The 24,792-nt window shown below is 59.2% G+C and carries 20 protein-coding genes and 3 pseudogenes; 11 read left to right on the forward strand and 12 right to left on the reverse strand.

All coding sequences use genetic code 11. The features are described from left to right. The first annotated feature begins 65 nt into the window (after nucleotides 1-65). From GSQ83_RS01030 to GSQ83_RS30990, 4 genes and pseudogenes are all read left to right on the forward strand, one after another. Nucleotides 66-1,183: pseudogene (locus GSQ83_RS01030) on the forward strand (glycogen/starch/alpha-glucan phosphorylase). A 14-nt stretch (nucleotides 1,184-1,197) separates the two neighbouring features. Further along, nucleotides 1,198-2,847 (forward strand): annotated as a pseudogene (gene pgm / locus GSQ83_RS01035) (phosphoglucomutase (alpha-D-glucose-1,6-bisphosphate-dependent)). A gap of 131 nt (nucleotides 2,848-2,978) precedes the next feature. Further along, nucleotides 2,979-3,173 (forward strand): hypothetical protein, encoded by a 195-nt coding sequence (locus GSQ83_RS01040; RefSeq protein WP_158800866.1) that lies wholly within the window; start codon nucleotides 2,979-2,981, stop codon nucleotides 3,171-3,173. A gap of 330 nt (nucleotides 3,174-3,503) precedes the next feature. Beyond that, a pseudogene (locus GSQ83_RS30990) lies at nucleotides 3,504-3,716 on the forward strand (fumarate hydratase C-terminal domain-containing protein); the annotation flags it as partial. Nucleotides 3,717-4,747: 1,031 nt separating this feature from the next. Here GSQ83_RS30990 and GSQ83_RS01050 read toward each other — a convergent pair. The 6 genes from GSQ83_RS01050 to GSQ83_RS01075 all read right to left on the reverse strand — a co-directional run bounded on the left by GSQ83_RS01050 (nucleotide 4,748) and on the right by GSQ83_RS01075 (nucleotide 8,970). Next, entirely contained in the window at nucleotides 4,748-5,008 is a 261-nt protein-coding gene (locus GSQ83_RS01050) for a GlsB/YeaQ/YmgE family stress response membrane protein (protein ID WP_158800867.1), read from the reverse strand. Nucleotides 5,009-5,111: 103 nt separating this feature from the next. After that, nucleotides 5,112-5,960: a YsnF/AvaK domain-containing protein gene (locus tag GSQ83_RS01055; RefSeq protein WP_158800868.1), complete on the reverse strand. Its 849-nt coding sequence runs from the start codon at nucleotides 5,958-5,960 to the stop codon at nucleotides 5,112-5,114. A 63-nt stretch (nucleotides 5,961-6,023) separates the two neighbouring features. Next, entirely contained in the window at nucleotides 6,024-6,449 is a 426-nt protein-coding gene (locus GSQ83_RS01060; protein ID WP_158800869.1) for a DUF2382 domain-containing protein, read from the reverse strand. Nucleotides 6,450-6,458: 9 nt separating this feature from the next. Beyond that, nucleotides 6,459-6,641 (reverse strand): CsbD family protein, encoded by a 183-nt coding sequence (locus GSQ83_RS01065; protein WP_158800870.1) that lies wholly within the window; start codon nucleotides 6,639-6,641, stop codon nucleotides 6,459-6,461. Nucleotides 6,642-6,795: 154 nt separating this feature from the next. Beyond that, nucleotides 6,796-8,343, reverse strand: coding sequence for a helix-turn-helix transcriptional regulator (locus GSQ83_RS01070; protein ID WP_158800871.1), 1,548 nt, complete (start codon nucleotides 8,341-8,343; stop codon nucleotides 6,796-6,798). A 429-nt stretch (nucleotides 8,344-8,772) separates the two neighbouring features. Further along, entirely contained in the window at nucleotides 8,773-8,970 is a 198-nt protein-coding gene (locus GSQ83_RS01075) for a hypothetical protein (protein WP_158800872.1), read from the reverse strand. Between the two features lie 752 nt (nucleotides 8,971-9,722). Here GSQ83_RS01075 and GSQ83_RS01080 point away from each other — a divergent pair. Beyond that, nucleotides 9,723-12,020, forward strand: a complete 2,298-nt coding sequence (locus GSQ83_RS01080; RefSeq protein ID WP_254065436.1) for a molybdopterin-dependent oxidoreductase — start codon at nucleotides 9,723-9,725, stop codon at nucleotides 12,018-12,020. A 204-nt stretch (nucleotides 12,021-12,224) separates the two neighbouring features. On the opposite strand, the gene GSQ83_RS01085 is transcribed toward GSQ83_RS01080, so the two are convergent. Next, nucleotides 12,225-12,872: a ThuA domain-containing protein gene (locus GSQ83_RS01085; RefSeq protein ID WP_158800873.1), complete on the reverse strand. Its 648-nt coding sequence runs from the start codon at nucleotides 12,870-12,872 to the stop codon at nucleotides 12,225-12,227. Nucleotides 12,873-13,010: 138 nt separating this feature from the next. Between GSQ83_RS01085 and GSQ83_RS01090 the strand changes: the two genes are divergently transcribed. Continuing rightward, nucleotides 13,011-14,051: an MFS transporter gene (locus GSQ83_RS01090; protein WP_254065437.1), complete on the forward strand. Its 1,041-nt coding sequence runs from the start codon at nucleotides 13,011-13,013 to the stop codon at nucleotides 14,049-14,051. 586 nt (nucleotides 14,052-14,637) lie between these two features. Here the strand turns inward: GSQ83_RS01090 and GSQ83_RS01095 are convergent. After that, a complete protein-coding gene (locus GSQ83_RS01095) occupies nucleotides 14,638-14,982 on the reverse strand; it encodes a multidrug efflux SMR transporter (protein WP_158800874.1) in 345 nt (114 codons plus the stop codon). 447 nt (nucleotides 14,983-15,429) lie between these two features. Here GSQ83_RS01095 and GSQ83_RS01100 point away from each other — a divergent pair, with 447 nt between their 5' ends. Beyond that, nucleotides 15,430-16,635 carry a potassium channel family protein gene (locus GSQ83_RS01100; RefSeq protein WP_158800875.1) on the forward strand — a complete coding sequence of 402 codons (1,206 nt, stop codon included), beginning with the start codon at nucleotides 15,430-15,432 and terminating at the stop codon, nucleotides 16,633-16,635. 574 nt (nucleotides 16,636-17,209) lie between these two features. On the opposite strand, the gene GSQ83_RS30995 is transcribed toward GSQ83_RS01100, so the two are convergent. The 4 genes from GSQ83_RS30995 to GSQ83_RS01120 form a co-directional block, all read right to left on the reverse strand. Further along, on the reverse strand, nucleotides 17,210-17,599 hold the full coding sequence (locus GSQ83_RS30995) for an aminotransferase class V-fold PLP-dependent enzyme (protein WP_216849856.1): 390 nt from the start codon (nucleotides 17,597-17,599) through the stop codon (nucleotides 17,210-17,212). Continuing rightward, a complete protein-coding gene (locus GSQ83_RS31000) occupies nucleotides 17,526-18,050 on the reverse strand; it encodes an aminotransferase class V-fold PLP-dependent enzyme (RefSeq protein WP_158800877.1) in 525 nt (174 codons plus the stop codon). The genes GSQ83_RS30995 and GSQ83_RS31000 overlap by 74 nt, the downstream gene beginning before the upstream one ends. Nucleotides 18,051-18,446: 396 nt before the next feature. Next, entirely contained in the window at nucleotides 18,447-19,400 is a 954-nt protein-coding gene (locus GSQ83_RS01115; RefSeq protein WP_158800878.1) for an alpha/beta hydrolase, read from the reverse strand. Between the two features lie 41 nt (nucleotides 19,401-19,441). Next, complete coding sequence (locus GSQ83_RS01120; RefSeq protein ID WP_158800879.1) at nucleotides 19,442-20,155, reverse strand: FCD domain-containing protein; 714 nt, start codon at nucleotides 20,153-20,155, stop codon at nucleotides 19,442-19,444. A 115-nt stretch (nucleotides 20,156-20,270) separates the two neighbouring features. Here GSQ83_RS01120 and GSQ83_RS01125 point away from each other — a divergent pair, with 115 nt between their 5' ends. The 4 genes from GSQ83_RS01125 to GSQ83_RS01140 all read left to right on the forward strand — a co-directional run bounded on the left by GSQ83_RS01125 (nucleotide 20,271) and on the right by GSQ83_RS01140 (nucleotide 24,773). Beyond that, nucleotides 20,271-21,209, forward strand: a complete 939-nt coding sequence (locus GSQ83_RS01125; RefSeq protein WP_158800880.1) for a ketopantoate reductase family protein — start codon at nucleotides 20,271-20,273, stop codon at nucleotides 21,207-21,209. Nucleotides 21,210-21,213: 4 nt separating this feature from the next. After that, nucleotides 21,214-22,746: a sugar ABC transporter ATP-binding protein gene (locus GSQ83_RS01130; RefSeq protein WP_158800881.1), complete on the forward strand. Its 1,533-nt coding sequence runs from the start codon at nucleotides 21,214-21,216 to the stop codon at nucleotides 22,744-22,746. Beyond that, nucleotides 22,739-23,749: an ABC transporter permease gene (locus GSQ83_RS01135; protein WP_158800882.1), complete on the forward strand. Its 1,011-nt coding sequence runs from the start codon at nucleotides 22,739-22,741 to the stop codon at nucleotides 23,747-23,749. The genes GSQ83_RS01130 and GSQ83_RS01135 overlap by 8 nt, the downstream gene beginning before the upstream one ends. 67 nt (nucleotides 23,750-23,816) lie before the next feature. Then, entirely contained in the window at nucleotides 23,817-24,773 is a 957-nt protein-coding gene (locus tag GSQ83_RS01140) for a substrate-binding domain-containing protein (RefSeq protein WP_256367204.1), read from the forward strand. Nucleotides 24,774-24,792: the final 19 nt, after the last annotated feature.

The raw sequence follows: 24,792 nt of genomic DNA on the forward strand, positions 1-24,792 counted from the left end.
CGCAGACGACATCTTGGCGTCAATCCAGCGCTTCTGCCAAAGAACCGTCGACGTCCAGCAGAGATGTGGATAGAAACTTCGGAATCAGGACACTAGCTGAGATCTTCCCCGAGCGATTCAACAACAAGACCAATGGTGTAACGCCGAGGCGCTGGCTTTTGCTGGCAAATCCAGCGATTTCCAATGGCATTACGAAGGCCATCGGCGATGGTTGGATGACCAATCTCGACGAGTTGAGAAAATTGCGGCCGCTAGCGGGAGACTCAGCATTTCAGGATAGCTTTCAAAATGCCAAGCTCGCGGCAAAAGCGCAATTCGCTAATTGGCTCAAAGCAACCTCCGATCAGACGGTTGATCCGGACACTATCTTCGACTGCCAGATCAAGCGTATTCACGAATACAAGCGACAAATGCTCAATGCTCTACGTGTCATCGTCTTGTACAACCGGCTGCGGGACAACCCCGATCTCGAGATGCTGCCGCGAACCTTCTTTTTCTCGGGAAAGGCGGCACCAGCTTACCGGCAAGCCAAGCTCATCATCAAGTTCATCGGCAATCTTGCGCGAACCATCGACGGTGATCCGGTGGTCCGGGGTCGCCTCAAGGTTGTCTTCTTGCCGGACTACCGCGTGTCACTCGCAGAGCGACTGATACCAGCCGCGGACGTGTCCAACCAAATCTCGACGGCAGGCTACGAGGCCAGTGGCACCAGCAACATGAAATTCATGATGAATGGCGCGTTGACTCTAGGCACGCGGGACGGCGCGACCATCGAGATGGCCGAAGAGGCCGGGGAAGAGAATTTCTTCATGTTTGGCCTCACGGCCGCTCAGGTCGAAAGCAGCCGTGGCTGGTACAATCCCCACTGGCACTATGAGAACGAGCCTGAGACCCGCGCTGCCCTGGATTTGATATCCTCGGACTATTTTAGCCGCTACGAACCTGGTATTTTCACGCTTCTCAGAGACGAGCTCCTGACGCAGGGTGAGGAATACATGCATCTGCGGATCTGAAAGATTATCTCGACGCGGATCATAGGATGGTCGGTCTCTACGCGGATGGAAAGCAATGGGCGCGCAAGGCGATCCTCAACATTGCGGGTGCGGGAAAGTTTTCAAGCGATCGCACGATCGGGGAATACGCAACTGATATTTGGAACGTGACGCCGTGCCCCATCGCATAGGAGGGTGACAGACAATGGTCCTCTCGTCACTGGCCGGCAAACCGGCGCCAAAGGATATGCTGATCGATCCGGGGCAGCTCGAACAGGCCTATCTGTCGCGGCTTCCTAACCTCGATGACCCTGGCCAGTTGGTAAGTTTTGGCACGAGCGGACATCGTGGTTCGTCTCTTCGGGGATCGTTCAACGAAGCCCATATTTTGGCGATCACCCAGGCGATCTGTGACTATCGGCGCGCTCATGGCATCAGTGGCCCCATCTATATGGGCAAGGATACTCACGCGCTGTCGACGCCAGCCCAGAGGACGGCTCTAGAAGTTCTCGCGGCGAACGGACGTGGAGTCAATTGTCCAGCAAGGCGATGGCTTCACACCTACTCCCGTCATCTCGCATGCGATTCTTTCCCATAATCGCTTTCGCGAGACCTGGCTCGCCGATGGCATTGTTATAACACCCTCGCACAATCCGCCGCAGGACGGTGGATTAAAGTACAACCCGACAAATGGTGGACCCGCCGATACAGACGTCACGCGCTGGATTGAAGCTCGTGCCAATGAACTCCTGCGAGGCAACATGAATGGTGTGCGTCGAATGACGTTCACAGCCGCCCTGAATGCGGAGTCAACTCATCAGGAAGATTTTGTGCTGCCTTATGTTGATGATCTCCGCAGTGTCATCGATATGGAAGCGGTTCGCGCTGCAGGCCTCAACCTCGCCGTTGATCCGCTTGGCGGGGCGGGGGTGCATTACTGGGAGCCGATCAATACCATTTACAAATTAAATATCGCGGTCGCAAATCCGGCAGTTGACCCGACCTTCTCTTTCATGACTTTGGACCATGACGGCGAGATCCGAATGGACTGCTCGAGCCCTTATGCGATGGCCGGGCTCGTCGGCCTCAAGGACAAATATCGAGTTTCCTTCGCCAACGATCCGGATGCCGATCGCCACGGCATCGTAACGCCATCGGTCGGTCTGATGAATCCGAACCATTACCTATCGGTCGCCGTTCAGTATTACTCAATAATCGCGCCGGTTGCCCCGTCGAGGCGACAGTCGGGAAGACATTGGTGAGCAGCAGCATGATCGACCACGTTGTCCATAAGCTCCACCGTTGTTTGTCCGAAATGCCGGTCGGATTCAAATGGTTCGCGGCAGGGTTGCTTGATTGATCTTGTTGCTTCGGAGGGGAGGAGAGTGCCGGCGCGAGTTTCCTGCGGCTCGACGGTAGGGTCTGGACGACCGATAAGGACGGCCTGATTATGGATCTGCTTGCAGCGGAGATCACTGCTCGTACAGGAAGGGATCCGGGGGAGCTCTACTCGGATCTGACGAAAGAGTTCGGTACCTCGTACTACACGCGTATCGATGCATCGGCGAGCCAAGAGCAGAAGGCCAGCCTGGCAATGCTGTCGCCAGAGGCAATCAAAGAGCCGGAGCTGGCAGGCGAGCCAATCGAAGCGAAACTGACGACTGCGCCCGCGAACGGCGCTCGGATTGGCGGGCTCAAAGTCGTTGCTCGCAACGGCTGGTTTGCAGCCCGGCCCTCAGGGACCGAGGCAATCTACAAGATCTACGCGGAAAGCTTCGTGAGCTAGACTCACCTGAATGTTATCGTAAACGAAGCCCAGAAGATCGTGAACAGCGCGATTGGGAAGGCCGATTGAGGAAGACTATTGGGGGCGGTTCACTACAATTGATAAACGCGAATTCGCACAGAGAGCGCAGGCCTTGCTAAGACCCAGACGCCGAGGGTGTTAAGGTTTCTCCGGCGTTGGTTGCGGGCGGCAAGCACATTATGACGGACGTCTGGACCACTGGCGCCGTCCTCGTCGGCTTCGCCTTGATGCCGATTACGGGGTGGCTTCGCCTCGACCCGCTCGTTGCAGCCCTGGTAGCGGCCAATATTCTTTGGGCCCGCTACGGGCTGCTTCGGGAGTCGATCGGGGGCCTGATGGATAAAGTTGCAGACCCGGGGCAGTTGCGGCGTTGAAGTGCATCATTTCCAACAATGCCGCTGGAGCGATTGAGGCCCCATGGCTTGCGGACGCGGATCGCAGGCAGTGCCACCTTCGTGGAATTTCATCTTCTGGTGCCGGCCCGCATGGCGGTCGAGGGATGCCCAAGCGATTTGCGACCGTATCGAACAAGCAATCCGTGACGAGGTCGGGAACGCGGTAATGAACATCCACCTCGAACCAGAAGGAAAGGCCAAACACCACGGCATATTGCAGGTCGATTTCACTAACCGCCTCATTTATTATGTGGGCCGGTTCCTCCCACCAAGTCGGAGGTTGTCGGCCCCTCAGGCCCCACGACGGCCACGCGCATGGACAAGTTTACGCGCCAGATGCTGGAACGATCCGGCCAGATCGGCGTGACCGGCAAAGCAAACCGCGGGCCCGAAGGTATTGCTGTGATGGATAAGTCACGACCATACTTAAGCTATTCATTGACGCGGCGTCTTCCGGCTATCAGGGTGACTGATCCTGAAGAGCGTCTTCTAGCACGACGAAGTTGTCGATGTCGGATGTGACAGACGCGTTAATCTCGCCGCGAGCGGCCGCAAAGAAGAAAGGGTTGCTGTCGTCGCTGAAGCTGGTGACCACAACACCGTGTTCGTAAACGGCGTAGATCCCGAAATAAAACGCTTCGGTCGGCGGCTATGCCGGTCTTCGACCAACCCCATTGCTGTGATAACACCTGCTCGACTTCAGCGGACGCACACGGCCGCTCTATGGAAAGCTTGGAGGGTTTCACAGTCATGAAGGCCAGGTAGCCACTTTCCCACAGATTTGGGTCGTTCCTGGCCACAGCGTTGCGTCGCCGTACTTCGGCCGGAGATACCTGCCATCCTCCTCCCGGAAGGCTGTGACCTTGGTCGTTGGGATCCATGAGCGAGCCAAGTATATGTCCTCGAAATTGGAAAATGATGTGAGCTGGGATGACGATTGGTCCTTTGCTGAAGAGCTCGTCCCAGTCCCCCGCGTCAAGCCTGGACGCACAAATCTCGACTGCGCCAGCGCGGGCGGAAGCTGCTCCACCCAGGATCGATAATATTGCGCTTGCTAAGCAGATTTTGCCCATCCTCAGAATGTTTCGTCTCATGACGGCCTTTGAAAATTTCTCACGGCTACTTGGTGCCGCTCCCGCTATGCGCCGCGCCGACCCCGGTCTCAGGACATCACATCTCAGGCATACGGCGCATTGAGGTAAGCTGGGAGGTTTGACGAAAGGCAGCAGCCAAGGTTGGACGGCCTTGAGCGTGGAGGGGCGAGCCCGAGAAGCGTGCGGCCGGCTCGGCGCCACCTCCTTCGCCTAACGGTTCCCGCGTTGCCATCCCTCATCTATGCCAGTCGTCCGAGACCCGGCTGATCGAAGGCGGTTAACATGCCGCCCCGCCCGCCGTGCCAGTACCTAGCCGACCCACGCCCCCTTGGCTGCCAAGCATGTTCATCAGCCGCCCCAAATGGGGAAGGCGCCCCTCCACTGCTCATGAGATCGCCAGCAAGCGAATTTAAAGAATTTCTACCGTGTGCTCCATTTCTGCTACTGCCGGCAACTGCTTCACCGGAGCGCGCGACGCCCGACGATCGCGTGGTAAATGACCAATACGACAATAGCCCCAATGACCGCGACGATCATGCTGTAGATATTGAGCCCAGTGACAGGCGCTGCACCGACCAGCGAGAACAAGAAGCCGCCGACGACGGCACCGACAATGCCGAGCACGATATCCAAGATGACGCCCTCGCCACTTTTGTTGACAATCTTGCTCGCGATGAACCCGGCGATGAGTCCTAGGATGAGCCAACCAATTATCGACATTGTATCGCCTCCCGAGAATGGATTGACCGCCCGATACAAGGATCGGGCGGCTACGCGTTAGGCGACATTGCGAAAAAGCTTTATCGCCTCGGCTATCCTCACTTCAAATCTTTGGCGCGTGTGGATCGAGTGGGTGGATTTCGGTCCGTGCCGTTGTGGTCTCGCCAGGGATCTGCTCGATTTCGACTTCTTCCTTGCGAACGGTATCCCGCACCGTTTCGACGCGATCGGTGGCTTCCTTGCGAAGACTGACTTCTTCAACAACGCGTGCCTCCTTTGAGACGACGGCCTCTTCGCTGGATTCAGTCATCTCGATGGTCTTGTCGGTGAAATCCGCGTTCGCGACGGGACGGCCATCTGTCACCGGACGGCGATCCAGCGTAACCTTCTCAGCGTGGAGCGAGACGCTTTCTTCAACCGGGGTCGCGATCACGTAGCGGCGGATCCGTGTACCCCCGAGGTTGACGACCCGCTTGCCGACGGTAAGGCTTTCCTCCGCCAGTTGCATGGTCTCGCCAGCGGTCGCCGTCGCCGGAACGGCCGCTCCCACCTCCGGACGTGTCGGCGCCGCTGGCTCTCGCATCTCTGTGGTCTGCGTGAGGCCGTACTCCGCGGCCCGCGCGTCAATGTCGATCGGAAGATGGCCCTCGAGTATCTCCATCACCCGATCAACATGGCTCTCAGGGGTCCTCACTGTGACAACCGTTGAACCACGTTCCAGGCTGCGGTCGTAGACGGCAGTGTCATGGTCCGGCTCGCTGCCGAAGAGGCTCGCCCAAAAACCCTGCTCACGAACCGGCTCAATCGTTGTGGTCGTCGAGGCGCCGGATAGGGTTCCGCCATGTCGGCTAACGGCGCTCTCAGGCACCACGCCAGACGCAATGATATCCTGAATGGCAAGTTCAGCGTGGGCTGGCGTGTCGTAGACTGCAACGATGGTTTCGTCGTTCATGATACTTGTCCTTTGTACATTGTAACGAGGTTTCATCGGAGAAAAACGTGGCTGGTGCTCCCGTCAGTCCTGGCTGTCCGTTCGGCTAACTGTGACGGCCTGTTCTCGAAGCGTGACGCTTTCGACATGGCGTTCGGTGGTCTGAACCCGCCGGAGATGCACCTCCTCCTTGAGGACGAGGCGGCGTTCAACGACGACAATCTCTTCCACGACTGAGAGAATGGTCACGTCGCCCTCCTGACGGAGGGGCGGCACGGCATCCACGATCCGTCCAACGGCGACCCGCTCCACGACCACGCGATCATGTCGGAGATCGGCCTCGACGACGGCGTCCCGGGTCGTCGTTGTCCGGGTGGCGCAGACCCGCGTCTTCCGGACGCGCTTGGAAACTGCGACATCCTCCTTGTGAAGTAGAAGCACCTGCACATCGGGGCCGGTATTGTCCGTACTGCAAGAGGCGCCACGGTTGGAGGGCCCGCCACTCGACATCCGCCTGACCTATTTCTTCGCCGCGTCGCGAACGGTGTCCTTCACTTTACCAGCGGCGTTCTGCACCTTGCCGGCGGTCTTCTCGGCCGTCCCTTTGGCCTTGAGCTCCGTGTCGCCGGTCACTTTGCCGGCGGTCTCCTTGACGGATCCCGCTGCCTTCTTGCCGGTCCCCTTAATGCGGTCTTTGTCCATCGACGATCTCCGTTTCTCAGATTGCGGCAACACTTACGCGTGCCGTGGCTGCACTCACGAAGAGAAGGGAGTTTCGTTCACTTATTCTAGTGACGAAGTTTCAGAGGTCGTTGCGAACACTAGTAGTGTTATTTAACTGAGGTCATGGTAGCTTTTAACTAGCCTTTATTTTGCGTCCGGATTTGCTCATCTTGCCAGGGGTTTGGGGAAGGGTTCCGAGGCCTCGTTCCCGGGCCCAAACAATAACGGCGCTCCGCCGATGAACGCCGAGCTTGCCGTATACCGCACTAACGTGATTGCGCACCGTGTTCTGGGCTATGCCGAGCTTCTTAGCGATCTCACCGTCAGAGAGGCCTTGTGCCACAAAACCCAGCACCTCGACCGCTCTGGCCGGTAATGTCGTCAACTCGGGCTGCTTCGATGACGACCGTTTACCTCGGGTGACATTGGCTAGTTTCTCGACGATTTTCTGCCCGAGCCAGGACGTGTCCTGCATGACAGACTGCACCGCCGCCAAAAGCTCCGTCTCGGTCTGTTTGCGCTCGGTGATGTCCAGCATGACGCTCAGCACACAGCGCTCGTGGTGAATTTCGACCATTTCAGCCGAAAGCAGGTAATCACAGCGGATGCCGTCCTTAGACCGCAGCTCGATCTCCACGCTGCGCACGTGACCTGTGTGCTTCATCTGGCGTTCGAGTTCATCGCGGTGCGCGCCTTGCCCCCAGAACTCGACCTCCGCCTCAGGTCGGCCCACGACCTCTTCCCTGCGCCATCCCGTTGCTGCAGTGAAGGCGTCGTTGACATCCAGGATACGCAGCCGATCCAAGGTGAGAATGGCCATTGGGCCAGGCGCCATGCGAAACGCTTTGGCGAACCGCTCCTCGCTTTGACGCAGGGCATCCTGCGCTTGCTGTCTCGGATGCAGATCGGCGAAGGTAAATAGCATGCAGGCGGCGTCGCCGATCTCCAGCGGCTGACCACCAAGTAGCACCGTCTTCTCCCGGCCGTCCGGCAAAAGAAGTGAGCCTTCCATCTGCGGGATCGTCTCGCGGTCATTCAGGCGCGCGATTGCCAGGTCACGCCTCTCGGCGCCCCGCAGCACGTCGATCTCGTGCATCGAATGCCCGATCAGGGCGTCGCGATGATAACCCGTCAGCTCCAGGAAGCCGTGATTGACCTTGACGTATCGCATGTCCGAGAGCCGAGCAATAATGGCAGGCGCTGGATTGGCGGCGAAAGCACGCTCGAAGCGCTCTTCGGCGTTGAACCTCTCCGTCTCATCGTTCAGGATCAACACTAAGCAATCGGGCTGCCCGGCAGGATCGTTGAGCACCATGGTTCGGATTTCATGAAACCAGCGCTTGCCATCGGAGCGGCGCTTAACCTCGACGAGGGCTTTGTCGATGGTTTCCCCCTTGAGGAGCCGTTGGATCGGGTACTCATCCGGGCGCAGCCGTGCCGCATTGCGGTAGGCCAACTGGTACCGCTCGGCAAAGCCGCCCGCGGTACCGCCGAGCTCCTTGAGGCTACGGACGCCGTGCAACCTAAGCGCCGTCTCATCCGCCCAGGAAAACGAACCATTAGGATCGACGATGATCACCCCCTCTGTAAGGGCGGCGATGATCTGCTGCAGGTGGGTCGGGCCGGCCGCGTCCCGTAGGATAGATCCTGGGCCTTTTGATAGCACACTGCTCGTCTTCATCTTGGTGTTAGACATCCATGCGGGAAGCAACGCTTCTAATCACTTACCGATTGCTTGGGAAACGCCCTTCGCAGTCGTTCTGTGGCGATCGCGCTCGCCCTGCTTGCTGATTACCTCGGTCCGGGGTGAACTGAACCCCGTTTTTGACCGGACACCGGCCATAGCCGGAAGGCCCAGGCATAGACCTGGTGTTATGCCTATGTCCGACACGTTCTCCCGCATGGAGATCATCACCGGGCCTCTGTTCCCAGCATTGATCGGAGGCGCGCTTCCCGAAATGCAAGGGTTGCCCGCATGATGAGAAGCAACTCAAAGGCGAGCATGGCAGGCAGATACATTTACGCGCGATTGAGCGCGAGCACGTAATCCTCCTGGCTCTTTATCAACGCCACGCTCGCATCAATGAGGCGTCTCGCAACTTCTATCCGTTCAACCGCCATTTTGTAACTCGACGCCGAGAGCCACACGCATCGCCGTCCACGCAAAGACCTTCGCCAGACCGATGGACGACGCAGTTCCACCGGTAATGAGGGCTAAGCGATCGCCGTCCGCCACGTTTAGACGCCAGTAGCAGACGCCAAAGTCGTCACGCTCGACCTTGGCCACCGCGGTCGCGCCGTTGCGCATAGGCATCTCGCAAAGTTCCACCGTCCGCCAGGGAGGCCCCACCGCCATTATCTCTTTCCCAAACAGCTGCCGTTGTGCACTGCAGCATAATGGGGGCGCTTTAAGCAATAAACACTTTTGAGATCATGCAAAGCGAGCAGTCGGAGCGCTGGGCACCGCTTCGCGGCGCCAGGAGGCACGCCAGCGGCAAAAGACTAGGTATTCTCATTGTAGACACGCATCGTTTCGTCAAACGTCCTCCTTAGCCGCATTTTCGACGGTGGCCACCAGGCAGGCTATTAGGTCCGCGCGCACCCTTCGGCGGCGAAAGCCGACAGCCAACCATCTCTCTCGCCGCTTGCAATACTGATCACTGTAAGGAGGGTAGGGGTATCCTGGATATCACGACCGTCTGCACAAGCCGCCTGCCCCTCCAAAAAGAAGAAGTCCCCAGGAAGCATATGGATAGTTGCGGACATCTGCTTTTTAAGCGTCATCATGTACCCCGCAGCCCCGGCCTTGTGCGCCGTCACTTAGCCTCTGGTAACATTCGACTGAGCAGCGTTCGGGCTATCTTTTTAGCTCCTGCGCCCGATCCAAGCCGACGCTGCGATGCAATCTTGTCCCTGCTCGGACATCGGCGGGGCGAATCTATGGCGGTTTCCTCATGACCCGCCCGCCTGACGGTGGCCCGGACAGTGATTGCAGTCTTGCCATTCAGCTGCAACATTCAGCCTCGGTGTTATCGCTCAATTAAAGGCTGAGGTATCTATTTGGACGACGGATTCAAGCCTCATAGCTCACACTGGGGTGTCTTCTCCGCTCGCTGGCAGAATAACGCGCTCGAGGTTCGTAGTGATGCGAATGATCCAGACCCTAATCTGATCGTCAATAATTTCCCGGGGGCGCTTCGCCACCAGGCCCGCATCGCCAAGCCTATGATCCGTCGAGGCTGGCTCGAACGCGGCGCCGGCGCCAGCTCTCGTCGCGGGCGGGACGGTTTTGTAGCGGTCGAGTGGGGCGAGGCCCTCGATCGCCTAGCCGCTGAATTGCTGCGAGTAAAGGACAGCCATGGACCCGGAGCAGTTTTCGGTGGATCCTATGGTTGGGCCAGTGCAGGGCGTTTTCACCACGCGCAGAGCCAGATACATCGCTTCCTTAATCTTTCGATGGGCGGCTTCGTCCGCTCGGTCAATAGCTACAGCGCCGGCGCTTCCTCCGTCATTGTTCCGCATGTGCTGGGGAATTATCACGGCCTGACGATGAACAATGTCACCTGGGAGCAATTGGCCGCGCATAGCGAGATCGTGCTTGCCTTCGGCGGCATGGCCCTGAAGAATTCGATGATTGCAGGCGGCGGCATCAGCCAGCATGTCGAGCGCGGCGCAATGCAGCGCGCGGCAGAACGCGGCTGTAAGTTCCTGCTCGTCGGACCTTTACGACAGGACCTACCCGACGAAGCGGCTGCCGAGTGGATCAGCGCGATTCCTGGCACTGATACAGCGCTCATGCTGGCGCTCGTCCACACGCTAGTGACGGAAGGGCTTCACGATCAAGCCTTCATTGAGCGCTATTGTGAGGGTTGGCCGGTCTTTCAGTCTTATCTTCTGGGTAAGGCTGATGGGCAGCCGAAAGACGCGGCTTGGGCGGCCCCGATCACCGGCTTGGCCGCCGAAGAGATCGCTGCGCTGGCCCGCCGCCTTCATGGCAAGCGCGTCTTGGTCACGGTCGCCCATTCACTCCAGCGTGCCGAGCATGGTGAGCAGCCGGTTTGGATGGGCGCTTTGCTCGCATCCGTTCTGGGGCAGATCGGCCTGCCGGGCGGCGGCTACGGCTATGCCTTGGGTGCGATCGGCTATTACGGCAGGCGCAACAATGCAGTGCCTAGTCCGACCCTTTCCCAGGGGCACAACGGTGTCGCCGAATTCATCCCGGTCGCCCGCATCGCCGATATGCTGCTCAATCCGCGGGGCCACTATCGCTATGACGGCGAGACACGTTCCTATCCCGATATCCGGTTGATCTACTGGGCTGGCGGCAACCCCTTCCATCACCACCAAGATATCAACCGCCTGCGGCGGGCCTTTGCGCAGGTGGATACCGTCGTGGTCCATGAAATCGCCTGGACGGCTACGGCGCGCCATGCCGATTTCGTGCTGCCAGTGACGATGACGCTGGAACGGGAGGATATCGGATATAGTGCGAGCGACCCGCTGATGGTCGCTATGCACAGGATTGCCGAGCCGTTCGGAGAAGCGAAAGACGACTACGATGTCTTCTCCGGCCTCGCTCAGCGGCTCGGCAGCGGCGACCGCTTCACCGAAGGCCGCGACGCGCGCGAGTGGCTGGAACATCTCTATGATCGCACGAGCAAGTCACTCGAACTTCAGGGCATACCCGCTCCGAGCTTTGAGGAATTCTGGGAGGCAGGGCGATTGACCCTGCCGCAGAAGCCCGACGACGGCGGCTTCCTACGTGCGTTTCGAGATGATCCGGTCGCTCATGGGCTCAAAACGCCAAGTGGCAAGATCGAAATCTTCTCTTCCACCATCGCGAGTTTTGAGGATCCAGATTGCCCGGGCCATCCGACTTGGCTGGTGCCCACCGATGGGACGCGGCCTGGCGCGCCGTTGTTTCTTGTTGCCAATCAGCCGGCGACGCGGCTGCACAGCCAACTCGATTTCGGTAGCCATAGCGCGGACGCGAAGTGGCGGGGACGGGAGGTCGCCAGCATGCATCCCCACGATGCGGCGGCCCGGGGGCTAACGGATGGCGACATCATCCGCCTATTCAACGAGCGCGGCGCCTGTCTCGCAGCACTCCGTTTAACGACGGATATCCGGCTTGGCGTTGTTCAACTGCCGACAGGAGCCTGGTACGACCCAGTTGATCCCGAGGAAGAGAATCCACTTTGTGTCCACGGCAATCCGAATGTGCTGACCCGAGACGTGGGAACATCTGCACTTGCCCAAGGATGCACGGGCCAATTGACAGCTGTCGAAGTCGAAAAATTCGAGGGCAACCTTCCGCCAATCCGCGCCTTTATTCCACCGTCCTCGGGACCCCCGTAATCGAAACCTTCATCTTACCGGAGGTGGTTGCCTGTTCGGCGCTCAAGAAGGCAATTAAATGGATGTGCGGTAGGCTGCTCTATCGCAAATGCTCCACTATCACGCGGGTCGTCGCACCCGGCGTTAAGCTCTCTTGCTGGCAAGCGAAGGCGGGGTGCTCACCCGGCTTCCAGGCGATGACGCGGCCGATCTCGAGTAGACTACTTAACCCGCTGCCCAGAGAAGGCCTCGGCGAAAGATCTCCCGCATCTCCGGGACTTTAAATTCGTCCGCTACGTGTCCTAGAGACGAATAGAATACGCGGCCCTGTCCATGCTTTCTCTTCCACACGACTGGCATGACGACACCTGCAATCCAGGCTGCATGATGGCCCGTGAAGGAGGTTGTGGCTAAGACCTCGTTGGAAGGATCAACATGCATGTAATACTGCTCAGACCGATATGAGAACCGCTCGGGGATCCCTGACATGATTGGGTCATCCGGCCGTGTGACATCAACGTCGTAGTCGATGATGTCTCCAGGATGAGCTACCCATTGGCCGCCGACGATGAACTGATATTCCGTGGATTCTCGGAACGCATCTGCCATCCCACCGTGATAGCCTGCTAGTCCCACGCCACCCTCGACTGCCCGCGATAAGGCTTCTGCCTCATCCTTCTTGATTTGAGACATCGTATAGATCGGCACGATTAAGGCTAAATCTGGAAGCGCGGAATCCTTGAAGGTGGCTGTCGAAGTTTCAACCCGAACGCGGAAACCTGCCTCTTCGAGCATGGTGGTGACTACCTTGGCGCCCTGCTCGGGCTCATGCCCTTCCCACCCACCCCAGACGATCAATGCGTCGCGCGACATGATACCTCCATATCTGGCTAACCTTTGACTGAACCCATGGAAAAACCTGCCTGAAGCTGCCGCCTGAAAACCATATACAGGATCAAAATTGGCAGTGTCGCAATGGCAACGGCGGCAAATAGCAAGAGGGGCGTTGAGTTGACGAGCACGAAGGGCGCTTTGAGCCTGTCTTCGATGGACGACGCGGTTCAGGCTCGAAACGGGCGCGCACTTTACTCGCTCATGCTGGCGAGCTTTGGCATCGGGACCGGCGAGTTCGTTATCGTCGGCCTTGTCCCGGGGCTCGCTGTCGATCTCCATGTATCAGTGCCTGCGGCCGGCCTGCTCATTTCGGTCTACGCGCTCAGCGTCGCCTTTGGATCACCGTTCGTCGCTGCGCTGCTGTCGTCTGTGTCGCGGCGACGTGCCCTCGTGACTCTGATGGTCATGTTCCTCGTGGGTGACGTGGCCTGCACGGTCGCACCCAACTTCCGCGTCCTGATGATCGCGCGGATCGTGACTGCGCTGGCGCACGGTGCCTTCTTCGGCATCGCGTCCATCGTCGCGTCCGAGCTTGCGCCTCCGGGCAAGGCGGTGCGGGCGGTCGCTTTGCTCTTCACAGGCATGACGGTCGCTAATGTTGTGGGGGTCCTGCTCGGCACCTGGATCGGGCAGGCGGCCGGCTGGCGGACAACATTCGCACTCGTCGCGACCCTCGCGGCGGCTGCCCTGGCGGCCATGATCACCTGGGTGCCGCGTCGGCTCGGGGGCGGAGCTTACGGGATTCGGCGTGAACTCGCTTCTTTACGGGAGCCTCAGATCTGGCTCGCCATGCTCATCAGCACGCTCTCATCGGCGGCGCTATTCAGCGTCCTGACCTTTCTGACACCCTTGCTGGAACACGAGGCCGGGTTGACGCCGCACGAGGCCGCCTTAGCACTCTTCTTGTTCGGGGCCGGCCTCTCGGTGGGCGGCCTGGCTGGCGGTCGCCTAGCGGATCGCAACGCCTTGCTCGCGATCCGCGCGCTTCTGGTGGCCGACGTGATCGCGTTAGTCAGTTTTGGTCTCCGGTCCGCACCGGTCCGCTCGCCCTCGTCGCCGTTTTCGTCTGGGGTATTGCTGCATTCGCCCTCGTGCCGCCGTTGCAGCACCGGGTCGTTCAGCAAGCGAAGGAGGCGCCTAATCTTGCATCAACGTTGAATCAGTCTGCGTTCAATCTTGGTGATGCACTCGGGGCCGCTCTGGGCGCGGCGGTGCTCGCGAATTTCTCGGGTTACATGTCGCTGCCACGGATCGCTGCGCTCGTTGTTTGCGTGGCCCTGTTGCCCGCGTTCCTGATCAGGAGCGCCTCGCGGTAGGATCTCGCACCTACATCCCCTAACGCATTGTACGCCAGAAAGGTTATAGGTACAAGTGCCGCCGGCGGGCCCCGACCTGGCGCCCTCCGTTTCTGCTCCCCCTCTACCTTCTGCTGAGTGCGTTCGGTGCCCGCGTTGTTCGTGGCGGTTTGCGCTCAGGTGAGCGTGGACATCCGGGGGGCGAGGTGAACCTGTAACGGACTGCCAGGCTCAGGGTTATCGTCGTGCCAGCAATGGCGTGTAGGTGCCCAGGCATAATCGGTCGCCCCGCCCAGGTGAAACGGAATTCGTGGCTGGCAACTCGTCAGCTGCGGGACCAGTGAGAATACCCAATCCGAATCGGGGCCGTTGCAGAATTGCCGTGCGGTGCGCCAACAGCCGCGTGGGCATCGCCGCGGATCGGTGCCTCACGACCTCGGAAAGCCTCTTCATTGCTCAATGGACTTTGAGAAGACGTTGACCACGATCACGCCCGCCAGGATGAGACCAAGGCCGATTAGAGCCGCAGCGTCAAGGCGTTGCTTGTAAAAGATCAGGCCGACAAACGAGATCAGCACGATGCCAAGTCCACTCCAGATCGCATAAGCGATGCCGATAGGCATCGTCTTGATCGGGATCGTTAGAAAATAGCAGGCCGCAAGATAGCTGATTGCCGTCAAAAACGTCGGCAATACCTTCGTGAACTGCTGCGTCTGTTTTAAAAACGAAGTTCCTAAGACCTCGAAAATAATTGCGACAGCCAGCGCGCCGTAGATTAGGAGATTACGGTTCATCAAGCCATTCTGGGGGACAAATGGACGCCTTCATAGGCCCTCTTCCGGGAATGGAGACGTAGCGGATAGCCAACGAACTCCTCGCGGACGAGTCGCATGCGGCGGCGGAGGCTTGCGCTAGACGTGCGCTTCGCGAAGTTGACGCGGAGAACGGTAAGGTCACATCGGTCATTCCGAGCAAGCAGGATGGTAAGAGCATCATGGACGACCTCCGCCACAAGTTCCGCGAATTGGACCACATCTGCGTTCCCCGCGACTTTTCAATCGTGCCTGGGCGTCGCGACCAAAAGAGGATGTTCAGCGCGCAGGGGGAACAAACGGAGAGCAGAGCCTGAGCGGGAAGTCCTTTCGGCCTTGGAGTTCAGTCAAACTGCGTTAATCTGCTTGGTGATGGGGGACTTCTCCCGGTTCGTTAGAGACATTGAAGGAAGTGATCGGAGGGAAAAATTGAGTCAGCCATGGGCCGCCGCGATAGGGGCGTTCGCATTTGTGGCGATCGTTCTCGTTCTCCAGGACGCGTTCGAGGTGATGCTTCTGCCACGGCGCGTGCAGCGGCGGACGCGGTTCGCGGTGATCTATTTTCGCACCGTATGGCGGGCTTGCTCGAGTATCGCGACGGGGCTCGGACCTGGTCGCGGTCGGGAAGGCATGCTCAGCCATTTTGGGGCTCTGTCGATGCTTGGTCTCTTTGCATCCTGGGCCACTACTTTGATCGTGGGCTTTGGTGTGTTGGAATGGGCACAGGAGCCAGCCGCTAAGAACGGCGCCAGCTCCTCCCTATTCGATCAATTCTACATGAGTGGCGTGACCTTCTTTACTTTGGGCTACGGCGACGTCGTACCGCATTCCGGCATTGCTCGGCTGACCGCTGTTATCGAAGCGGGCGTTGGGCTTGGCTTCATCGCGTTGGTCATTGGCTATTTGCCGCTCATCCACCAATTGTTTTCGGGAAGGGAAGTGCTGGTAATTCAGCTCGATAGCCGAGCAGGATCTCCGCCCACAGCTGCGGGATTGCTGTGCAAACACGCGACGGCTCTGAGGGAACTCGACGACTTCTTGCGGGCGTGGGAGCTGTGGGGAGCGCAGCTGCTGGAAGGTCATCTGTCTTATCCAATGCTGGCCTACTACCGCTCGCAGCATGAAAATCAGTCCTGGCTGGCCGCGCTGACGGCCGTCACAGATTGCTGCGCCCTCATCCTCGTAGGTGTAGGTGATGCAAAGCCCTTTCAGGCGCGCATGACTTTTGAAGTCATGCGGCAGGTCGCCGTCGAGATGGCACGGTCGTTCCGAATCGCGCCCTCTCGTTACGACGGCGACGACAGGTTACCCCTCGAGGCATGCCTTCATCTGCAGGCTGTCCTGGCGAGGTCTGGACTTGATTGGCAGGTAGAAGGCGACGCTTTTCTCGCGCTGCGAGCACTACGCGCGACCTACGAACCACTGCTGGACGGTCTCGCACAGTACCTGATGCTGCCACTCCCAGAGTGGCTCCCAAACGATGATGCGGCGGATCATTGGACGCGCGGCCATCGAGGTTTGCTCGCTAAGCGGCTGATCGAGCAGTTGGCGAAGGCGCCTCAGGCGGGCGAAATAAGGGATGAAACTGGCCAGGTTAGTCCTTGGAGACGTTTGCGGACGTGGCTTCGCCAATGAGGGAGGCCTCGATGATCCCCAGCCTTCCAACGAGGCATGACCAGATCGGCCTGATAAAAAAGGACGGTACAGCCTGCCGGTGCTATGCGCGGTTTCCGAAGCGAGACGGTCTGCCTCGACGGCATCCGCCTGCACTGTGCGCCAATCGGCTGCGCCATCAATCTAACTAACGCGCGCCGATCTCCTACTTTCGACGCAGCGGCCTCGTGGCGCTCAGAAGCGTACGCACCGACGATACCATGATGTCGGGCATCTCCGAATTGTCGAGCACCTCGAATCCGACCGCTTTTAGCGTCAGTGATCAAAGCAATGTTCCGATTCAGGCTTGAGCGCTTCCGTCACCAACCATGCATCTGCTTCATACTATAGAAGAGATAGGACAAGGTCGATTTGTGAAGCCGTATTGTAGAGGTGAAGTGCGACGCGGAGCGCCCATTACGGGTCGCGGCGACCACTCCTTTACGTCTCAGGCGGTCCTCTGAAGTCAAGTCGCTCGTAGCAATCGAGAAAATCGTTGAATCCCGCTCCGCACCGTGATCGAGAGCCTCTACACTAGCACTGCGCAGGCCGTTCCTCATCTGACGCGCCAACTCCAAATTGTTGGCGGCCACGCTTCTGAAGCCATCCCGCGGAGGGCGAGCAAGCCTTCGAGCGTCGCCGGCGCGATCATCCATGCAAGCGACTGATCAAAGCGAGAGGCTGTTGCGGAAAGGTCCATGCTGGGGCCATAGAAGGCGTTCATCGGATCGGCAGCTGCCTTCCAACCTGGTCCGACCGGAGTCATCACGTCGCGAAGATAAGGTGCAAAGTAGCCGAACCCCATTCCTCTGGCACCGAGTAGAAACTTATGCGCTGGTGCGGCTAGCGCGTCGATCTGCAACTCCTGGACGTCAAGAGCTAACGCGCCGCACAGCTGCGCACCGTCTGCGTAAAGCAAGGCGCCGGAAATGACTAGCGACTTCACGCAAAGCGGCTATGTCCACCCGATAGCCGGAGGCGGACTGAACCGCAGAGACCGCGATCCGGCGGGTGTGCTCATCCGCCGTTACCGCAAACTGATGGGCCTTGACGGCTCCATTTTGGAATGGAAGCAACCGGATCTCGAAGCCCTTTGACCTCAATTGCAGAAAAAAGAAAAGTGCAGACGTATATTCTTGAGCCCCTATAACGATGTTGCCACGTCTAGGAACATCGCTCAGGTGAGCCGCTACCTGGCCCGCCACTGCGCTCGCGGAAGGGATGAGAGACACGCAATCGACCCGCGCATTAATCAACTCGGCAAAAATGCAGCGAGCCTCTTCTCCGGCACGTTCGGCAGCAACAAAGTCGAAACGGCCTTCCGCCCAGGCTCCTGCCGCGTCGGCTAACGTTTTTCGCGAAGCTCGGCAAGCGACCCCAATTGATGCTGTATTCATATAGATTGAATCGCCGAGATCCGGAAAGCAGAGAATCGATGCAAGACGCTGTCATAGCGGATCCCCTTTATACCTTACCGGCTACGCTACTGTGCAAAGCTCCTGCGACCCGAGTACGTTCATGAGACTCTTGACTTAAGAGGCTTACCCCGTGTTGGCGGGGACGTCCATTCCGGCAAGGCCATCCATTCAGCTACAGAGCACGCGGGTGATGCCCGGAGATCAGTTGTCCGGAATCCTTCCCAAAACCTCCAACGATTCCGTCACTGCCGGTCAACATAAGATAAGTGTCATTCGCGGGTTCAAGAACATGCCGTTAGGAGACTTGAAGAGGGCAACGCGGAACCTGCAGTGGGCTCCTCTTAGTGGAAATGCCAACGCCGCGGGTGTGCCGCGTCAGAGGCGCCGACTGTGCTCAACCTCCCGCCGCAGCCTATGTCTGAGCCATACCGCGGCCTCAGCTAGTATTTGATCTGCTGCGTTTAGATCTCGGGACATGCCGACACAGGCGTGTGTCAGTCCGCGCCAGAGCCGAAAGGTATGGGCCTCATCAAAGGCCTGCAATCGCGAAAAGAGCCGCTCGCTGTCGCCGCAAAGCGGGTCGCATTCTGCTGCACCTACGTAGGTGACGGGCAGGTCCCGCAGGTCAGCATCAATCGGGGCCGCCAGTGTCGGAGGTGCAGCGTCCAATTCGCCCAGATACTGCCGCCAGAACCAATCGATGTCCCCCTTCGAAATTAGATATTCGCCCTGACCGTATTTTGCGTGTGACGCCGAGGTCATGGCCCTATCGTAACATCCGAAGATAAGGAACAGGGCCGTCGCCTGAGCATGCTGGCCGGCTCGAAGCCGCAGGGCCGTCGCCAATGCGAGGTTTGCGCCGGCGCTGTCTCCGGCCAGGCCGAACCTTGCTTCACCTATGCGAGCATGAACCCAGTGGGCGGCGGCGACACAGTCATCCAGCGGTGCGGGATACTGGTTTTCAGGTGCAAGGCGATAGGCGATGCTAAAGACCTGCAGGCCGCTGAACAGGGCCAGCCGTCGCGCGATGCCATCATGCGTGTCGAGGTCACCAAGCACGAAACCGCCGCCATGGTAGTAGATGATGCAGTCGGCGCAATCCGTGTCGGGATCGTAGCGGCGGATAGTAATAGGTCCGTGCGGACCTTCGGCGACATGTTCGTCTATCCGTGCGATCCATGGCGGTTCGGCATTCCAGTAGCCGGTCCAGAGACGGCGAGTTCGCGCACGCGCTTCCTTGAGCGTCATGTCCGGGTTGCGGCGTGGGTCGCCGACGATATTCGGCAGTCGCCGCAGGATGGCCGCCATCGGCGCTGTCAGATCGGACATGCTTATCTCCTCGGGAGTGGTGCCATTTGCTCCCGTTTCGCTTATCCGTCTTCGTATCGGCGCCAGAAAGAAACCCAGCCCTCTTCCAGGTGGGACCGCATAGCCGCTTCCGCGGCATCGGGGTCGCGCTTCTTCAACGCCGCGAAGATGCGTGCATGCGCCTCATAGCTTCTTTGACCTTCACCAGGTTCCATAAGCGCGAACCGACGTTGCTCCAGCAACCAGGTCGACATGGCATCGTGCAGCGCAAGAAACGCGGGATTCCTCATCATGCCGGCGAGACAATAGTGAAACGCGACGTCTGATCTTATGAAGGCTACGGTATCGCCGACCGCCGTCCGATTGTTGTCGAGCGCCGCGGAAAGCACCGCCAACTCTTCATCGCTGGCATGGGCGGCGGCATGCCGGACCAGGCCAATTTCCATAAACAAACGTACTCCCTGGAGGTGACGTTGCCCCTCCGCGGTGCTCAGCATCTGCTGCACGGCCGGCACCATGCCTGACACTACGCCCTGCATCGTCGGCCGGGCCACGCGGGCTGGGGCGCCGTTACCAATTTCGATAAGCCCGGATCGCTGCAGCGTAATGAGTGCTTCGCGAATGGCGGGCCGTCCCACGCCAAACTTCAGCTGCAAATCCCGCTCGGGCGGAAGACGGTCTCCCGGCTTGAGGGTTCCTTTCAGGATCTCTCGTTCCAGATGCGTCGCCACCTGTTCGTAAAGTTTGCGTCGCTCGATTAAGATCGGCTCGTTCATCGACCTATCATACCATCATACTTGACACCTATCATGCCGAGACGATAGCCTTTCCTCAAGCGCGAAACAAGTTATCGCCGAGCAGGTCGAAGACCGTATCGGGAGAGGAAGTCGAATGAAGATTGCGGTCCTCGGGGGCGGCGGCGCCATGGGCGGGCTGTTCGGCGCATGGCTGGCCCGAAGCGGCAACGATGTGGCCCTGATCGACGTGTCCAAGGCGGCTATTGAGTCGATCAACGGGAACGGCGTGCGTATCGATGAGAAGAGTGGCGAAAGCTCTACGATTCCTGTGAAGGCGACCAACAGTCCCGAGGCAGTTGGACCCGTGGATGTCATCGTCAACTTCGTTAAATGCTATCACACCGAGGCGGCCGTTCGTTCCGCGCTACCGATGATTGGTCCGGAGACTACGGTGCTTTCGCTCCAGAACGGCTGGGGCAACGCCGATCGCATCGCCGAAGTCGTCGGTCGTAAACGTGTTCTTGTCGGCCTCACCTATCATTCGGCGACATTGCTGGCACCCGGACATGTCCGGCATCCCGGCACAGGCATAACGTATCTTGGCGAACTGGGTGGCGAGACGACATCGCGCCTCCAGGCTGTTGCCGACGCGCTCAAGGGGGCAGGCTTCGAGGTCAGTGTTTCGACGCGCATTCTCGATGAGGTTTGGAAGAAACTGGCGCTCAACGTCTGCACCTTGCCGACCGCCGCGCTTCTCCGCTTCTCCGCGGATCAACTCAATCAGCACGATGGCACGCGTGCCATGATGCGCGGGTTATTGGGGGAAGTCGGTTCTGTCGCCCGCGCGCAAGGTATCCACCTGGACGAAGCCGAGAATTGGCAAGCCATCACGACTCTCCTCGACCGGGCCGTCGGGGCCAGGGGTTCGATGGTGCAGGATGTGGAGGCTGGGCGTCTGACGGAGATCGACGTGATCAATGGCGCGATCGTGGACGCAGGAACGCGGCACAATATCGCAACGCCGCTAAACAATTCGATGGTCTGGATGATCAAAAGCCTGCAGGAGCGCTACCTAAAAGACGCCAAGGCGTGAGGCCGTGGCCGATCCGAATGACCCACCGGCGCGTCTCGCCGCGCATGAGATACAAAAATCCTTTCCGGGCGTTCTTGCCCTTAGAGGGGTGTCGTTTTCCGTCGAACCCGGTGAAATTCACGCGCTTTTGGGGGAGAATGGTGCCGGCAAATCGACGCTCGGCAAGGTCATCGGCGGCGTTTATCAAGCCGATGCCGGCCAGATCGAGTTGGACGGTACACCGCTCGTCGCTATGGATGAGGCGCGCGCGGGCTCTCTCGGCATTGCCATCGTGCATCAGGAAGGCTCGCTGGTTCCGCAACTGTCCATAGCGGAAAATATTTTCGCGGGCCGACAACCGACCGGCCGGTTTGGCAATATCGACCGGGCTGAAATGCGCCGCCGCGCGTCCCGGCTGCTGGGTGATCTTGGCGTCTCCTTCGATCCTGGTGTTCTCGTGCGTAGCCTGTCGACTGCGCAGGCACAGGTCGTCGAAATCGCGAAAGCGCTCTCGCGCGATCTGAGGCTGCTCATACTGGACGAGCCAACATCGGCTTTGACGACGACGGAGACCGCGCGGCTGTTCCTGCTGGTTCGGCGGCTGAAGACGAATGGCGTCTCAATCATCTATATCTCGCATCGCCTCACGGAAATCTTCGAGCTGTGCGACCGCGTGACGGTGCTGAAAGACGGGCAGGTGTCGGGAACCCGAACGCTCGCTGAAACCAACGAAGACGAGCTTATCAGACTGATGGTAGGGCGCGAGGTGGTTTTCGCGCGGGAGGGCGCCGCACATCCCGGAGATTCGGTCTTGGAAGTGACCGACCTCGCCGCCCCGCCTTTCGTCAGGAACGCCAATTTGACAGTGAGGGCCGGTGAGATCGTCTGTTTGGCCGGCCTTGTCGGTTCGGGGAGGTCGGAGCTGTGTGAGGCGGTATTCGGTGCCCGGAGGCATATCCGCGGATCTATTCGCCTCAAAGGCCGGGCCGTGCGCTGGACCGGACCGTGGGACGCCATGGCCGCGGGCATCGGCATGGTTCCGGAGGATCGTAAGGATGCGGGGCTTTTCCTTGATCAGTCCATCTCCGCGAATATCTGCGCGACCGTGCTGAAGAAGGTCTCACGTTCGGGCCTGATGTCGGAGGCGGCGGAGGTCGAACTCGCGGATGGCTATATACGAGAGCTCAGAATCGCGACACCTTCCTGCCGGCAACTCGTCGGCAATCTTTCGGGAGGCAATCAGCAGAAGGTATTGTTGGCGAAGTGGCTCGCGCCAAAGCCGGACCTGCTTATTGTTGATGAACCAACCCGTGGCGTCGACGTCGGGGCGAGAGCCGAGATCTACCGTATTCTGCGCGATCTGAAGAGCCGCGGCCTCGCCTTGCTGTTGGTCTCCTCGGACCTTCCCGAAGTTCTAACCCTCGCCGACCGCATCATCGTCATGGCAGATGGCCGCACCGTCGGCGAATTGGACGGGGCGTCGGCCGACGAGGAAACAGTGCTGCGGCTTGCCACCCGCCATACCACGATCCAGCCGGAGGCGGTTGCTCATGGTTGACGCCCTGCTGCGCGCCCCGTCTCCAAAGGCAATACGGCATCGGGCGTTCGGGCCGAGCCGGCTGATCGGCTTTCTTGCCAACTCCCGTGAAGTGACTCTGATCGTGCTCATCGCGGCGCTGTCGGTGACGATGACTGTCGTCTATCCAGACAACTTTGCCACTTGGTACAACTTTTCGGCCGTGATGCTGAACGCCGCGCAGACCGGAATTCTGGTCACGGGAATGATGCTTCTGATGATCGCCGGAATGTTCGATCTTTCCATCGGATCGACCTTGGCCTTCTCGGGCGTCGTCGCGGGCGCCCTCGTCTCGTGGTGGGGTCTGCCGCCCGAGCTGGGTCTTCTGGGGGGGATTGTCGCAGGCGCCGCTCTCGGCGCGCTTAACGGCTTCATTGTCACCCGCATTCGCATAAACGCGCTCATCGCGACCTTGGCGACCATGGCAATATACAGGGGGATTACCCAGCTCCTATCCGGCACAGGGATCACCCCGATCGGAGACGATTTCGCCACCTACGGCCAGTCGGTGTTTCTCGGGCTTCAGACTCCATTTTGGGTGATGCTTTTCATAGTCATTGCTGGCGGCTGGGCCGTAGCCCGCACGCGCTTTTTCAGGCAGTATTACTTTATCGGGGGCAATGCGCGCGCCGCCCAGCTATCCGGAATTCGGGTCCAGCGCCTTACCCTCATCGCCTTCGTGATCATGGGAGGTCTCGCCGGGCTGGCCGGAGTCCTGGGCGCCGCCCGGCTGAACTCGGCTGTGGTCACGGCCGGGCTGGGGATTGAACTGGCCGTGATCACCGCGACAGTACTTGGCGGCGCCAGCCTCCGCGGGGGTGAGGGATCCGTCCTGGGAGGCGTCCTCGGCGTGCTTTTCATCGCACTCGTTCAGAATACGCTGATCATCAATGGCATCGGCGTGTTCTGGCAGAATATCATCATAGGCTCAGTACTGCTTTTGGCAGTCTCGCTGGACCGTTTCAAACAAGTGCATCGCGGATAGAACCGCAGAAATCAGGGAAAGAAACATCATCATGGGATCCATCAAAGGATTAGCGCTCGCGGGAGCTATGCTTGCCGGCTCATTCGCAGCCGCGGAGGCGCAGACGGCTTTCGGGCCGGCCAACGCGAAAGAAACCTATTACTGGATTTCGCAGAACTCCACCCTCCCGCTTTTCGTGCGCTCCGACTACAGGGGCATGAAGAAGGTGGCTGACCAGCTCGGCGTCAAAATACGGATCGCAGGCCCCACCAGTATAGACCTGCAACAGTTCATTGCGACCATTGATCAGGTCTGCGCCCAGAAGCCAGCAGGCATCTCGGTGGTCGGGTGGGATCCGGCGCTGACGGCCTCGGTTAATAAATGCATCGCCATGCATGTGCCGACGGTCGTCGATGATGCAGACCTTCCCAATTCCAAACGCCTCGCCTTCATCGGCACCGATTGGCACACGATAGGGGAAGAACAGGCGAAGGCCATCATAAAGGCGCTTCCGAACGGTGGGGAAATCGCTGCGCTTTCCATGGTCAACGCCGATAACATGAAGCAGGCGGTCTCGGGATTCACCGCAACCCTTAAAGCAGCTGGCCCGAGATATAAGATCGTCGCCTATCAAGATGATGCAGGCGACTCATCCACCGCGGCGAGTGTCGCGTCTTCGATCATGGCGGCTCATCAGAATATCGCGGCGATGGCCGGGTTCGATTCCGAGTCAGGCCCAGGTATCGTCGAGGCTGTTACCGAAGCCCATAAGCAGGGCAAGATCGTCGTTACCGCGATGGAGCAGACGCCTGAGTTCTTCAAGACCCTCACCACCGGGTCGACGACCGCGATCATCGTACAGAATCGCGAGCTTTTCACCTACTATGCGTTCAGGCTCCTCTACGACTTCAACCATAACGGCCTGAGCACGAACGGCCTGACAAGCTGGGAAGGCAAGCCAATCCCGGTGAACGTAAACACGGGCGTGCTTGTGGTCACGAAGGACAATGTCGGCCCGATGCTCGCGAATACGCCGAAGTATTGATGCGAGGCCGGACGCTACC

It is taken from the genome of Acidisoma sp. L85, assembly GCF_009765865.1.
Taxonomy (GTDB): Bacteria; Pseudomonadota; Alphaproteobacteria; order Acetobacterales; family Acetobacteraceae; genus Acidisoma.

Coding starts and splice junctions, on each gene's coding strand:
- GSQ83_RS01085 (WP_158800873.1), bottom strand. CDS start 12,872: ATGTCGCGCGACGCATTGATCGTCTGGGGTGGGTGGGAAGGGCATGAG.
- GSQ83_RS01120 (WP_158800879.1), bottom strand. CDS start 20,155: ATGAACGAGCCGATCTTAATCGAGCGACGCAAACTTTACGAACAGGTG.
- GSQ83_RS01055 (WP_158800868.1), bottom strand. CDS start 5,960: ATGAACGACGAAACCATCGTTGCAGTCTACGACACGCCAGCCCACGCT.
- GSQ83_RS01075 (WP_158800872.1), bottom strand. CDS start 8,970: ATGCGCAACGGCGCGACCGCGGTGGCCAAGGTCGAGCGTGACGACTTT.
- GSQ83_RS01095 (WP_158800874.1), bottom strand. CDS start 14,982: ATGAACCGTAATCTCCTAATCTACGGCGCGCTGGCTGTCGCAATTATT.
- GSQ83_RS01060 (WP_158800869.1), bottom strand. CDS start 6,449: ATGTCGAGTGGCGGGCCCTCCAACCGTGGCGCCTCTTGCAGTACGGAC.
- GSQ83_RS01125 (WP_158800880.1), top strand. CDS start 20,271: ATGAAGATTGCGGTCCTCGGGGGCGGCGGCGCCATGGGCGGGCTGTTC.
- GSQ83_RS01040 (WP_158800866.1), top strand. CDS start 2,979: ATGACGGACGTCTGGACCACTGGCGCCGTCCTCGTCGGCTTCGCCTTG.
- GSQ83_RS01070 (WP_158800871.1), bottom strand. CDS start 8,343: ATGAAGACGAGCAGTGTGCTATCAAAAGGCCCAGGATCTATCCTACGG.
- GSQ83_RS01050 (WP_158800867.1), bottom strand. CDS start 5,008: ATGTCGATAATTGGTTGGCTCATCCTAGGACTCATCGCCGGGTTCATC.
- GSQ83_RS31000 (WP_158800877.1), bottom strand. CDS start 18,050: ATGAATACAGCATCAATTGGGGTCGCTTGCCGAGCTTCGCGAAAAACG.
- GSQ83_RS01140 (WP_256367204.1), top strand. CDS start 23,817: ATGCTTGCCGGCTCATTCGCAGCCGCGGAGGCGCAGACGGCTTTCGGG.
- GSQ83_RS01115 (WP_158800878.1), bottom strand. CDS start 19,400: ATGTCCGATCTGACAGCGCCGATGGCGGCCATCCTGCGGCGACTGCCG.
- GSQ83_RS01065 (WP_158800870.1), bottom strand. CDS start 6,641: ATGGACAAAGACCGCATTAAGGGGACCGGCAAGAAGGCAGCGGGATCC.
- GSQ83_RS01135 (WP_158800882.1), top strand. CDS start 22,739: ATGGTTGACGCCCTGCTGCGCGCCCCGTCTCCAAAGGCAATACGGCAT.